This is a genomic window from Psychrobacillus sp. FSL K6-1464, from assembly GCF_038003145.1.
Taxonomy (GTDB): Bacteria; Bacillota; Bacilli; order Bacillales_A; family Planococcaceae; genus Psychrobacillus; species Psychrobacillus psychrotolerans.
Genome location: NZ_JBBOOP010000001.1, coordinates 825,131 through 838,480 on the forward strand (window position 1 = coordinate 825,131; position 13,350 = coordinate 838,480).

At 37.1% G+C, this 13,350-nt stretch carries 9 protein-coding genes; all 9 read left to right on the forward strand.

Going from position 1 to position 13,350, the window contains the following annotated elements; genetic code table 11:
* Positions 1 to 154 precede the first annotated feature (154 nt).
* The 9 genes from MKX39_RS03985 (at position 155) to MKX39_RS04025 (ending at position 13,319) form a co-directional block, all read left to right on the forward strand.
* The gene (locus MKX39_RS03985) at positions 155 to 3,784 is read left to right on the forward strand and encodes a S8 family serine peptidase (RefSeq protein WP_340768428.1); all 3,630 of its coding nucleotides are present in this window, start codon (positions 155 to 157) and stop codon (positions 3,782 to 3,784) included.
* Between the two features lie 358 nt (positions 3,785 to 4,142).
* Positions 4,143 to 5,492, forward strand: coding sequence for an acyclic terpene utilization AtuA family protein (locus MKX39_RS03990; protein WP_340768430.1), 1,350 nt, complete (start codon positions 4,143 to 4,145; stop codon positions 5,490 to 5,492).
* Between the two features lie 11 nt (positions 5,493 to 5,503).
* Entirely contained in the window at positions 5,504 to 5,815 is a 312-nt protein-coding gene (locus tag MKX39_RS03995) for a DUF4387 domain-containing protein (protein WP_340768431.1), read from the forward strand.
* 12 nt (positions 5,816 to 5,827) lie between these two features.
* Positions 5,828 to 6,757 (forward strand): ribokinase, encoded by a 930-nt coding sequence (gene rbsK, locus MKX39_RS04000; protein WP_340768432.1) that lies wholly within the window; start codon positions 5,828 to 5,830, stop codon positions 6,755 to 6,757.
* Positions 6,726 to 7,628: an ABC transporter permease gene (locus tag MKX39_RS04005; RefSeq protein WP_340768435.1), complete on the forward strand. Its 903-nt coding sequence runs from the start codon at positions 6,726 to 6,728 to the stop codon at positions 7,626 to 7,628. Before rbsK ends, MKX39_RS04005 begins: the two co-directional genes overlap by 32 nt.
* Before the next feature lie 3 nt (positions 7,629 to 7,631).
* Positions 7,632 to 8,522 (forward strand): carbohydrate ABC transporter permease, encoded by an 891-nt coding sequence (locus tag MKX39_RS04010; protein WP_340771326.1) that lies wholly within the window; start codon positions 7,632 to 7,634, stop codon positions 8,520 to 8,522.
* Between the two features lie 49 nt (positions 8,523 to 8,571).
* The gene (locus MKX39_RS04015) at positions 8,572 to 10,032 is read left to right on the forward strand and encodes an extracellular solute-binding protein (RefSeq protein ID WP_340768437.1); all 1,461 of its coding nucleotides are present in this window, start codon (positions 8,572 to 8,574) and stop codon (positions 10,030 to 10,032) included.
* 12 nt (positions 10,033 to 10,044) lie between these two features.
* Positions 10,045 to 11,199, forward strand: coding sequence for an ADP-ribosylglycohydrolase family protein (locus MKX39_RS04020; protein ID WP_340768438.1), 1,155 nt, complete (start codon positions 10,045 to 10,047; stop codon positions 11,197 to 11,199).
* 23 nt (positions 11,200 to 11,222) lie between these two features.
* Positions 11,223 to 13,319 carry an ADP-ribosylglycohydrolase family protein gene (locus tag MKX39_RS04025; RefSeq protein ID WP_340768439.1) on the forward strand — a complete coding sequence of 699 codons (2,097 nt, stop codon included), beginning with the start codon at positions 11,223 to 11,225 and terminating at the stop codon, positions 13,317 to 13,319.
* Positions 13,320 to 13,350 lie beyond the last annotated feature (31 nt).

The following is a 13,350-nucleotide window of genomic DNA, read 5'->3' on the forward strand; positions in this document are numbered from 1 at the left end:
CAAAAGATATGCATTATATTTAGTAAACTAATACTATTTTACAATCTTTTGAATAATTAGAAATTTCGGTATTCGCACTAGTTTAATTGTGATAAATTGGTATTGTCACACTTAATTGGAAGTGTGAAAACTCAAGTTAAAGGGGAAATGAGATTTGAAGAAGTTTAAGTTTACGAAGTTCTTTAGTAGTATGCTAGCTGTGATTATGGTTTTATCTCTATTGGTTCCATTCTCAAATGCTAGTGCTGAAGAAGTTAAACCATTCAAGCAGAATAGTCAAAGTGAAAGTACTATTCAACTGAAGGCTGCTATAGCGGAACAATTGAGCTTATCTAAAGATGGCCCAACCCTTCATGAAAGTTTACAAAATGTGTCAGGCAATCAAGATGTTGCAGTAATTATTCATTTATCCGAGAAGCCTGTAGCACTAGAACAAGGAATTAGCCAAGTGAAAGGCAACAAATTCTCAAATGCGCGCGCAAATCAGGTCCGTGCAAATGTAAAAGCTCAACAAGCAAAAGTGAAAAAAGAACTAACTGTTAAACAGGTTCAATTAAAGCAAGGATATACGTTTGATACAGTATTGAACGGATTTGCAGCAACAGTTAAAGCAAGTGACATTCCGAAATTATTAACTGTAGAAGGAATTACGTTAATCGAACCAGATGCTACTGTTTATGCATCAGAAGAAAATACAACTAAATCTTCCGGTCTTATAAAAGATGAAACATTAGAAGCTCAAATGAATACAAGTGTTTCCTTCCTAGGCATTGAACAGCTATGGGATGAAGGAATTGAAGGACAAGGGGTTAAAGTAGCGGTACTTGATACAGGTATTGATGCAGATCATCCTGAGTTTGCTGGTATTTATAAAGGCGGGAAGAACTTCATTCCAAATTCATCTACTTATGCGAAAAATCGTGCAGATGATGATGCTTCCGAGACATTACCTTCGGAACGCCCAGCGGGAACACCTGAATTTAATACAACAGGAAGTTCATTTTATACATCACATGGTACACATGTAGCCGGAACGATAGCAGCAATTGGTGCAAACGAATTCGGTATTAAAGGGATTGCACCTAAAGTAGATTTGTATGCTTACCGTGTACTTGGAGCGTATGGTAGCGGAGCAACTTCAGGAATAGTTAAAGCAATTGAAACAGCTGTAATAGAAGAGATGGATGTTATTAATCTATCACTTGGTGGTGGAGCTAACTCTGAAACGGATGCAGGTTCATTTGCGATTAATAACGCGATGATTGCTGGAACTATTGGAGTAATTGCAACTGGTAACTCTGGTCCAAATCGTGGAACAATGGGAACTCCGGCTACTGCACGTTTAGGGATTGCAGTGGGTAACACAACGAATCCTGAAACAATGTATAACGGACAAGTAAATCTTACGGTTGGAGATTACAACTTAACGAAACAACTACAATTAATGGGCACAACATTTGGGCAAAATTTAGCAACACAACTACAAGGTGAGTTTGACCTAGTTGAAGTACCTGGGCTAGGGGAAGTAAAAGATTTTGAAGGAATTGATGTCAAAGGGAAAGTAGCTTTGATTGCTCGTGGTTCTATCGCATTTGTCGATAAAATTGAAAATGCAAGAGCGCAAGGAGCAGTTGCTACAATTATTCATAACTCAGCGACAGGATCGGGTGCGCCAAATGCATCAGGTACATTCCTTGGAGATTCATTTGCCTTCATTCCGACATTTGATATGTCTTATACGGATGGAATGGCAATCCGTGCGGAATTAGCAAAAGGAACAGGTAAAGTTAGCTTTGGTCAGTTTGCATCCACAAAAACACTTGGTGACGATGTAAACGATTCTAGTTCACGTGGACCATCTACACCAAACTTTGATATTAAACCTGATGTAAGCGCACCTGGAACAAATATTATGTCTACTATTCCAATGTACAAAAAAGATTTCCCTGAAGCTGTTTACGACGAAGCATATGATCGTAAAACAGGAACTTCTATGGCAACACCGCATATCGCAGGTATTGCTGCGCTTGTAAAACAAGCAAATCCTGATTGGAATGCTTTTGATGTAAAAGTAGCGCTTTCCAATACTGCTAAAATATTGGATACAAATAAGTATGATGTATTTGCTCAAGGTGCAGGTCGTGTAAATGCGTATGCAGCGGCACATCCAGAAATTCTTGCGTATGCATTAGATACGGCTGTATTAGATAGCAATGGAGCTATTGTGGATAACGTGAAAGGAACAGTTACTTTCGGTCCCCAATCATTGAAAGATGGTAATATTTCCGTCACAAAAGAGATTTTAGTGAAAGATATTGCTGGTAAAGGTGGAAACTATAACGTCTCAGTAGATGTAACCAAGTCATTTGGTGACGCAAAAGTGACGATAGACAAACCGACATTCAATCTTGCTGGAGAGCAAGTGTTAAAAGTTACATTGACAGCTTCTAAAGCAACTGCACCAAATGGTTCTGAAATACTAGGATATATCCATATTAACGGTGGTAATTCAGAAGTTTCCTTGCCATTTGCGGCTGACTTTGGTGGAGCAGAGGCAACACAATTAAAAGACTACAAAATTTCAACAACAGATTTATCCTTTAATGGTGACGGAGTTCAGGATTCCGCAGTTCTTTCGTTTACATTAACTGGTGACGTAACAACAAACTATATCGAACTTTGGGATATTATGAATCCTGAAGGTGGGGAATACGGGGATGGCTATATTGGTTACTTACATTCAGGTTCCGCACTAGCAAAAGGATCTTATAACCTGAATATTGCAGGACAATATAAACCGTGGGGCACAGATCCAGCAACTACTATTCCTGATGGCTTATACACTATAGACTTCACTGGTGTTGCAGCTTCTGGAGTTGTGCAAGATTATGTTGGACCAGTTATCGTGAAAACAACAAAACCAGAAGTTGCTGGAACAGTAACTGAAGGCGTTGCAACTGGTCAAGTAACAGACAAATATATCGATTATAATGAAGAACTATATTTGTATGGATTAGATTATAATTTAAATGAGAAATTAAAAGCTTCCTATATTACTACTGTCAATGGTGAAGCAACTGCACCAGTAGCGTTTAACTTGAACCAAGACGGTAGCTTTACATTCCCAGTAACAGCTGAAACAGATTCAGTAAAAGTAATCGTTAAGGATGCTGCAGGAAATGTGGGCGAAGCATTAATTTATGAAAAAGAAATAGTAGAACCAGTAATAACTCTTTCTGTTAACCCAACTACGCTAGACTTAACAGCTGGAGAAACATCTCAACTGACTGTAACAGAAACATCTACACCTGTAGAAGGTGATGCAACTGATAAAGATGTAACAACAGAAGCAACTTATGTCGTAGCAGACGAAAGTATCGCTACAGTTAAAAATGGAGTAGTAACTGCAGTGGCTGAAGGTACGACAACAATTACTGTTTCATATGGTAAAAATGAAGTTACTGTAAATATTACAGTAAAAGCACCTGTCGTTGTTGAACCTGTAGTAACACTAACTATCGACCAAGATCAGGTAGAAACTAGACCTGGTAAGGAAGTAAAAGTGAAAATTACAGAAGTTACAACTGTAGATGGTAAGACAATAGAAAAAGACGTAACGAACCTTGCGTCATACAAAGTTAACAAAAATAACGTGGCGTCCGTTAATGCTGGCGTGGTAAAAGGTAAAGGCCCTGGAGAAACAACAGTTACCGTAACATATGGTAAGCATACGCTGACATTCGATGTGACTGTAGTAAACCCGGGAAAGGGTAATAATAAGTAAAAAACACTAAAAGAAGCAGCCCTACTCGATAGAAATGTTGAGTAGGGCATTTTTTTGTCCCTGTGTAGCAAACAATTCATAAATTACTGTATTTAGGACTAACTTCTGTCTTTAAAGGAGCAACTATAACACTTCGAAGAGAAGAGATAGTTAATTATCAGAATAGTTTAATGCACAGGGAACAAGCGTAAAAAATGTTGTTGACTATAAGAGTATTTTGAATTATCATACTTGTAACCGGTTTCATAAATTCGAAAAACCGGTTGAATATTTTTTTAACACAATATGTAACCGGTTCCATGATTATTCTTACAATTTAAAATAGATACATTTATAAGTAAATATGAGGGGTGACGGGATGGGCAATGATATTAAAATTTTATCTCCATGTGGGATGTTGGGATATGGTTTCCCAGAGGAATCATTTCTACTAGGAATAGAAGAGGAACCACACGGAATTGTGGTGGATGCAGGTTCTACAGATGCAGGACCCCATAAACTCGGGGCGGGTGTTTCCATTGTTAGTAGGCGTGCTGCCAAAAAGGATTTAATGATTATATTAGAAAATGGAATTCCGAAAAAAATACCGATTATCATTGGTTCGGCAGGTGGAGCAGGAGCACAGGTTCATGTGAATTGGACGATGGAAATCATCGAGGAAATTTTACAAGAATTAAACCTCCAAGTGAAAATAGCTATCGTATGGGCAGATATTGCGAATGATTTAGTAATAGATTCAAATGTGCAAGGGAAAATAAAACCACTAAGCCCTAATATCCCACCTTTAACGGAAGAGGTGATTCTCGAGACCAATGGGATTGTAGCGCAGATGGGGCATGAACCTATTCTGGAAGCTCTTCAAGAAGGAGCAGATATTATCGTTTGCGGAAGAGCCTATGATCCATCTCCATTTGCTGCAATAGGAATATTCCATGGAAAGGACCCAGGGCTTTCCTATCATCTCGGTAAAATATTGGAATGTGGAGCTCTTTGCGCAGAGCCTGGAACGACGAAGGATAGTATTTTAGGCATCATCGGTGATACTTCTTTTAAAGTGAAGTCATTAAATCCAAAACGTAGATGTACATCAATTAGTGTGGCCGCACACACTTTTTATGAGAAAGAGCATCCATATATTCTGCATGGACCTGGTTTCACTTTGAACCTTGAACAATGTGAGTTCAAAGAATTAGAAGGTGGAGTTGTAGAAGTTTTTAATAGTAAGTATATACCTGAAAGTCAGTACTTTATCAAGCTAGAAGGAGCTCGAAAAGTTGCTTACCGTACTTTTGTATTAGCAGGAATAAGAGATCCGATTTTATTGGAAAATATTGATGATATTGAAGCCAGAGTGAAACAACAAGTAAGCGAATATTATGACGAAGTTCCAAGCAATTATTACCAAGTGAACTTTTACAATTATGGAATGAATGCAGTACTTGGAGACAAGGAAAAAGAAGTATTCAGTGGTCATGAAATAGGCTTAGTAATAGAAGTAATTGCAAAAGATCAAGAGCTTGCAAATAGCATTTGTTCTACCGCAAGATCAACTTTTTTGCACTTCCCTCATGAAAAAAGAAAATCTACAGCAGGGAATCTTGCTTTTCCTTTTGCACCAAGCGACATTGAGTTCGGCGCCGTTTACGAGTTTTCTGTATATCACTTAATGGAAATAGTAAATAATCCGTTCCGAATTGAATATAGATAGGGTGGGTACAAATGGAGAAATTATTTGATATAGCAAAGGTATTAAGGAGTAAAAATTCAGGTCCATTTGAACTGACAATGGATATTTTATTTGATAGTTCTGAAAAATATCTGAGGGTTAAAAACTCAAACAAAATTACTACGGAACTGATTTGCGAGCTTTATAACGTAATAGAAAGTGATGTACGTCATATTGTTTTCTTTGATCCCGCGATGGGCATAAAGATAACAATTCTCAGGGAAGTTTCTTCCGGAACTGTTGGAGAAAGAGATGTATATGGCGCACAGCAACATGCACCGTTGATGAACATACTAATAGATTAGGGTGTTAGACATATGAAAAAAATTGCAGTGATCGGCAGTATAAATAGTGATTACTTTGTTGAGGCTGACGAGCTCCCAAAGACAGGTCAAACGATAATTGGAAATAACTTTTTTAGGGCACTCGGAGGAAAAGGCGCAAATCAAGCAGTAGCAGCATCTCGTTTAGGAGCACAAGTTTCATTTTTTGGCTCTGTCGGCAAAGATGATAATGGCTATTTTGCAAAGGATACCTTTATACAAGAGAATATAGTCACTTCTTTTCTTCAATTTGAGAATAATGCGCATACAGGAGCAGCCTTTGTTGAGATTAGTAACTCTGAAAACCGAATCATTGTCATTCCTGGTGCGAATAGCTATACAAACAAGAAATATGTAGAGAATTGTTTAGAACAGATTTTGAAGCATGATATTTTTATATTCCAACTAGAAATCCCAATGGAAACAATTGACTATCTTATACCAATTCTCTATGAGCATCAAAAGATAATCATAGTAAATCCGGCTCCAGCTCAACTGATAAAACAAGATATTATAGATAAAATTACTTACTTAACTCCAAATGAATATGAATACCAAGAGGTACTGGATCAGCCAGTTATTAGTATGGAGGATGCACTAACCAAGTTTCCTAATAAACTAATGATTACTTGTGGGCAAGATGGAGTTAAATTCTTTGATGGGAACCGTATAGTACATATACCAGCCCATGTCGTAAAGGCCGTAGATACAACTGGTGCTGGAGATACTTTTTGTGGTGCATTTGCTGTTGCAATAGCTAATGGTAAAGAATTAAGTGAATGTATCGATTTTGGAAATATTGCTGCAGCTTTGTCTGTTCAAAAAAAAGGTGCACAAGCTGGAATGCCACGTAAACAAGATGTAGATCAAATTATTAAAGAGGAGCGAATCCATGACACAGAAAGGGATATTCCACAAAATTAAAAAAGACTGGGTCATTTACTTAATGCTCTTTCCGGCTATATTATACTTTGTCATTTTTAATGTGATTCCTATTATCGGCATGAAGCTCGCTTTTCAGGATTACCGTGTTATTGGGGATAATATTTGGGTCGGTTTGAAGCACTTTAAAGTATTATTCAGCTCTCCAGCTTTTTTTGATGTATTACAAAACACGATTATTATCAGCTCTATGAAAATTATTTTCTTTTTCCCAATTCCGATCGTTCTTTCATTGATGATTAACGAACTTAGAAATGGTCCTTTTAGAAAATATGTTCAATCTGTCATTTATTTGCCTCATTTCTTATCATGGGTGGTAATTGCAGGGGTATGGATTAGCTTATTAAGCCCTGATGCAGGTGGTATAAATGTTATCAGGAATTTTTTTCAACTGCCAACACTCGATTATATGACAAGTAAAGATCATATCCGATGGGTGCTTGTATTTTCGGAAATGTGGCGAAGTGCAGGATGGGATTCAATCATTTATCTCGCAGCTATTATGAAAATCAGTCCTTCTTTATATGAAGCAGCGCGTATAGATGGTGCTTCTACTTTTCAACAGATGCGTTTTATAACATTTCCACAATTGCTAAGTACAGTAGTAGTCGTTTTCATATTAAATTTAGGTTTCTTCCTTAATGCAGGTTTTGACCAAGTATTCAATATGATTAATGATTCTACTATTAGTAAAATAGATATTTTAGATACGTATGTGTATCGTATTGGGATTCTAAATGGACAATATGCTTATGCAACGGCAGCCAGTCTTTTTAAAGGGGTAATTGGTGTTATTTTAATACTAAGTACTCACTTTATATCGAAAAGGTTGACGGGGAAAGGAGTGTGGTAAGTGATGCGACGTTTTGTTAAGCGGTTTACTTGGTCCCAGTTTATCATTAGTACGGTATTGTTAGTCTTATCATTTATGGTACTGGTTCCTATCCTAAATTTGATGGCGATGTCCTTCTCGGACCCTTTACAAGTGCATAAGCTTAGCGGATTGGATATTATTCCTAAAGGATTTTCGTTTATCAATTACGAGGTGTTGTTTTCAAACCCACTTATCGTAAGAAGTATATTTAATAGTTTGTTTCTGACGATTGTCGGTACTGCCCTAAATCTATTTTTAACAGCTTTAGCTGCGTATGTTTTAGCAAGGACAGACTTTGTTGGGAAACGCGTGGTTATTCTCTTTTTAATCGTCATAATGGTTTTTGAACCCGGTCTAATTCCGGAGTATCTATTAGTAAAAGACCTAGGACTTTTAGACACCTATGCTTCTCTATTACTCTATAAAACAATTAATATTTTTTACTTGTTTATCCTGATGCGATTCTTTGAAGAAGTTCCTGATGGTATTTTAGAGGCTGCACGAATTGATGGAGCAGGTCATTTTCGAATCTTTACTCGAATTATGTTACCACTTTCTAAACCCGGCTTGGCTACATTGGGGTTATTTTATGGAGTTTATCATTGGAACGAATATTTCCGAGCGACGATTTACTTAACCGATCCTAATAAATGGCCATTGCAAGTAGTCATAAGACAATTTGTTGTAGAGAGAGATAATACGACTCTCTTAGGGGCACAGAATCTTCTATCTTATGAGCAGGTGCAGGCACTAGACTTTGGTTCTTTACAAGCAGGAACAATTATTATTTCCATCGTCCCATTGCTTGTTTTCTATCCGTTTATTCTTAAATATTATGCGAAAGGAACACTTGAAGGAGGGGTAAAAGATTAAGATACTTATTAGCATTTAACTGCAATACCAAATCAAAGGGGGAATTAAAATGAAGAAGATGCTTTTATTAGTTCTAGTTTTTGTCATGATTTTTGTAGCGGCTTGTTCTAACGATTCAGATGATGCAAGTGAAGCAACTGTCGATAAAGATGGCGTAGTTAATCTGAAAGTTGTATTCAAGGATGAAGGACCATCTAATCCAGTAGCAGTTAAGTACTTTTCTAATTTAGAAAAGGCTTTAAAAGAAGATAAAGATTTAAATGTGAAGTTTGAATTGGTTGAAATGCCTCAAGGTAACTATGCAGAGAAGTTAAATCTACTGTTAATGAGTGGAGAGATTCCAGACTTGATCTATTTCCAAGGTGGAGATCAACAAATTGCTAATCAAGATCTACTCGAGGATTTAACTCCATACATTGAGAAGTCAGAGTATATTAAGGATACTTTGCTACCTCATAATGAAGAAAGATTAAAAAATTATCCATACCTACTATGGATTAAGCCATTAGATTCAAAGACACCTGTTATTCGTAAGGACTGGTTCGAGAAGGCAGCTAGTTCAGATGCATTAATGGCAGACCCAACCATCGAAAATTACCATGCATTTTTTAAAGAAGTTGTTCAAAATGCAGACGGTGGTAAACCAGCTTATGCTGTAACGGTAGCTGGAGATATTGCGGAACTGGATACCGTTTTTAAAATGGCATTTGGTTTAAACCAAACTTGGTTGGAACAGGATGGAAAGTTTATAAATTCAAAGGTTTCTGAACAAGAGAAGGCTAAATTAACATTTTATAACCAATTATACAAAGAAGGATTATTAGATCCACAGTATTTAACGAAGCAATGGGATACAAAAGAAGAAGCTTTTTATGATGGTGATGCAGCTGTTATTACTGGTACAAACGGAAAAATTATTGATATCTATAATGGCAAAATGACACAAGTAAATGGTGCAGATGCTGAGGTTGTAGTACTTCCACCAGCAAAAGGAGAATTCCAAGGTTTTACTGCTACAGATATTACGAAAGAATCTCGTGGCTTAGCAATTTCATCTCAATCTAAGAGCAAAGATGTGGCTTTTGCAGTATTAGATTATTTAGCTAGTCCAGAAGGGCAAAAACTTGATCGTCTTGGTTTCGAAGGTGAGCATTTTAACATAACTGATTCCGGTATTGAATTAACAGAGAAATACTACAATGAATGGTACGCAAGATTCTGGGAACCAGAAGCTTTTGAATTAGAAAAACCACTTGTCACTCCATTATTAAGTGAGCCTGCACAAAATTCGAGAGATCTTGCAAATGAATTCTATAATCCTGACAACAGTTTCATAATTCCTGAAGAGTTTGTTTCTAAATGGGATGCGATGGAAAATATTTATAAAGACTTTTCTGCAGATGTTATTACTGGAAAACGACCAGTTAGCGAATTCGATAAGTATGTAAAACAGTGGAATGAAGCTGGCGGAGATGAAATTACAGAATATGCCAACGAAACAATCAAGTAAGGGGTAATATAAATGGTTTCTTTTCAAAATCGAGTAAAGGGAGTCCTCCTATCAACGGCACTTGGTGATGCGATGGGAGCAACAATAGAAAAATTAAACTATCAGGAAATAAAAGTGCAGTATGGTCGGGTAGAATCCCTTGAAACAAAATGGTATAAAGCGGATATCCCTGAAGAGGAAAGACTAGGAAGAATGAGGGGGAATGGAACAATTACAGATGATACCCTCATGACAAATGCATTGATACAGGTGTATTTAACAAAAAAACGACATCTAGATGCATATGATATGGGGGATGAATTCGTCAAGGAAATTGCATATAAAAAGCAATACATTCCTGAACTGGGGAAAGAAGCAATGATTATGGATCGACTGTTCTATCCAGAAAAGAATATCTTTATACGGCATGTGCTAGCAAACTGTGAACCAAGAGAAGGTGGTATTGGCAATATGGTTAACTGTGGTGCAGCTATGTATATAGCACCTATTGGTATAGTCAATGCAGGTAATCCTAAGGCTGCATATGATGAAGCAATATTATTCGCCATGGGACACCAAAGTAGTTATGGTCTGGAGGCGGCTGGAGTATTAGCCGCCTGTGTTGCAAAAGCCTTTGAAGCCAATACCACCATTGACGAGATAATTGAAACCGCTTTATCTCTCGCAAAAGATGGAACGAAGGAAGCTATTAAGGATTTAACAGATGCCGCAAAAGAGTTACGCATGAAAAATGCTGACATGGATGAAGTCATTGAACTATTGCATAAAAAAATGGAAAAGTATTCACCAATGAAGGATGACGTCCATCGAAAGTTTGAGAAAATCGGTGTTCCATCCAATCACTATACTCCAAGCAGGCTATTTTCCATTGAAGAGCTTCCAATGGCACTTGCCTTTATCGTGTTAAACGATGGAGATTTCTACACCTCTATCTTTGATGGTATTAACTCTGGTAGAGATACAGATTCCATTGGGGTAATGACAGGCGTCATACTCGGAGCAATGTATGGTGTAGATGTTATTAAAAAAGAAGATATAAGGCTATTAGAAGAAACAAACAAAACAAATTTCATTTCTTTAGCGGAGCAATTTGCTGAGGTCGCTGAAATAATTATAAAAGAGGATATTGCTCTTAATCAAAAAAGAATGAGTATCTTTAAATCGTAATAACCGGAATTGGAGTGAATCACGTGTTACATGAAAATTATTTGGAAAAGGTGTATGCGGGATTCTTGGGAATGAACGTTGGAATTAGACTTGGTGCACCGTTAGAACCTACAGAATGGACATTCGAAAAAATACAAGAAGTTTATGGCGATATTAGAGGTTACGTAAAGGATTATCATATGTTTTCAGCAGATGATGATGCGAACGGTCCTATATTCTTTATCCGCTCTCTCTATGATGATGCGAAGGATAGGGAAGTGACGGCAGAAGATGTAGGGAAGTCGTGGTTGAACTATTGTAGAGAAAACATTGGGATGATTTGGTGGGGTGGAGAAGGTATAAGTACAGAGCATAATGCCTATCTCAATCTAAAAAACGGGATTCCGGCTCCTCAATCAGGCTCAGTAAAACAAAATGGAATTGTCTTAGCGGAACAAATTGGTGGCCAGATTCTCATTGATAGTTGGGGATTAATATATCCAGGCGATTTTAAAAAAGCAGCTCATTTTGCAGAAGTGGCTGCTAGTGTGTCTCATGATAAAGAAGGTCTTTATGGTGCAAGATTTATAGCTGCTTGTATTTCTAAAGCTTTCACTGCGAAGTCCGTTCAAGAAATAATAGACACAGGATTATCGGTAATTCCAGGGGAGTCCACTTATGCAAAAGTAGTAAATGCAGTAATGGCATTCCATCTTCAGAAGCCAGATGACTTTCGTGAATGTCGCAACTACTTAGAAGATGAATGGGGATATGATAGATATCCTGGAATATGTCACATTATACCGAATGCAGGAGTATGTATATTAGCACTTCTTTACGGGAATGGAGATTTTGCAAGAACTATTGAAATTGCAACAATGTGTGCATGGGATACAGATTGTAATGCAGGAAATGTAGGGACGATTATTGGAGTGTATGGTGGAATTGATGATATTCCTGCTCATTATAGAAGTCCAGTCAATGATAGTATTGTTGCTTCCAGTGTATCAGGTTACTTAAATATTGTTGATATCCCAACATTCTCAGCAGAACTGGCGCTATTAGGATATAAAATGGCAGGCGAGACCCCACCCGAAAAAATACAGAACAAAGTAAAAAATGGGGAAGTGTTCTTTGACTTTGCACTTCCAGGATCCACACATGGCTTTAAATCGGATAATCCTTTTAAAGCGTTTATAAAGCACAGTGATAAAGTTGGACAAGGATCACTGGAGGTTATTTTTGATCGGATGTATGGAGACAGTCAAAGTAAAATATTTTATAAGCCTTTCTATCGCCGTGAGGAATTTAATGATGAAAAATACAAACCAACTTTTGCTCCAAAAGCTTATAGTGGACAGCAAGTAGCTGTTGAAATTTATCTAGACAAATGGCAAGGGTCGGGGATTTTTATTACTCCATATATTCGTAATACCTTTACAAAGGAATGCATGGTATTAGATAAAATAGAACTTGAAAATCAACAAAGGAACAGCATAAAATTCACTATTCCAGATACAAATGGCGCATTGATAGATGAAATTGGATATATTCTCGAGAGTCCTTCCGAATCCCTTAACCGTGCATTCGGGGCACTCTATTTAAAAAATTTCCACATCTTTGGAAAAGCTGAATATAGTATAGACTTTTCCAAACAATTTGTTGAATTTCTAAGTATCACTCCATTTGCCCATCATAATGGTAAGTGGTCATTAGTTGGAGATAAGATGACCTGTATATCAGAAGGTAATTGTTCGAGCTATACAGGTAATTACTATACAAGGGATGCCATTATTGAAACTGAGATTAATCCAATCAGTGGGAGTAGTCACCAAATGATTTTTAGAGCACAGGGGATTCAACGACATTATTTAGTCGGATTTGATGGAGAAGGTAAAGTATCCCTTATTTTCAATGATTTTGGTTATGAACGCTTAATCACTGTTCCATTTAGCTGGGAAAACGGTAAAAAATATTGTTTTAAGGTTGAGTATCAAGGAACAAGTATCCGATTTTCAATTGATAATGAGGAGCTTATAGAATTTGAGGATGACAAAATTACCTCAGGAATGATTGGTATTGGTTCTCTGGATAAGGGGGAAACGGATATCCTTTCGTTTCATGTAAAGGAAATAGGATGAAAACTAAAGGTTTGGAGATGTCGAAGTCATT

Excerpts from the sequence above, each read along its gene's own strand:
- MKX39_RS04015 (WP_340768437.1), top strand. The coding sequence starts at position 8,572 with ATGAAGAAGATGCTTTTATTAGTTCTAGTTTTTGTCATGATTTTTGTA.
- MKX39_RS04010 (WP_340771326.1), top strand. The coding sequence starts at position 7,632 with ATGCGACGTTTTGTTAAGCGGTTTACTTGGTCCCAGTTTATCATTAGT.
- MKX39_RS03990 (WP_340768430.1), top strand. The coding sequence starts at position 4,143 with ATGGGCAATGATATTAAAATTTTATCTCCATGTGGGATGTTGGGATAT.
- MKX39_RS04020 (WP_340768438.1), top strand. The coding sequence starts at position 10,045 with ATGGTTTCTTTTCAAAATCGAGTAAAGGGAGTCCTCCTATCAACGGCA.
- MKX39_RS04005 (WP_340768435.1), top strand. The coding sequence starts at position 6,726 with ATGACACAGAAAGGGATATTCCACAAAATTAAAAAAGACTGGGTCATT.
- MKX39_RS03995 (WP_340768431.1), top strand. The coding sequence starts at position 5,504 with ATGGAGAAATTATTTGATATAGCAAAGGTATTAAGGAGTAAAAATTCA.
- rbsK (WP_340768432.1), top strand. The coding sequence starts at position 5,828 with ATGAAAAAAATTGCAGTGATCGGCAGTATAAATAGTGATTACTTTGTT.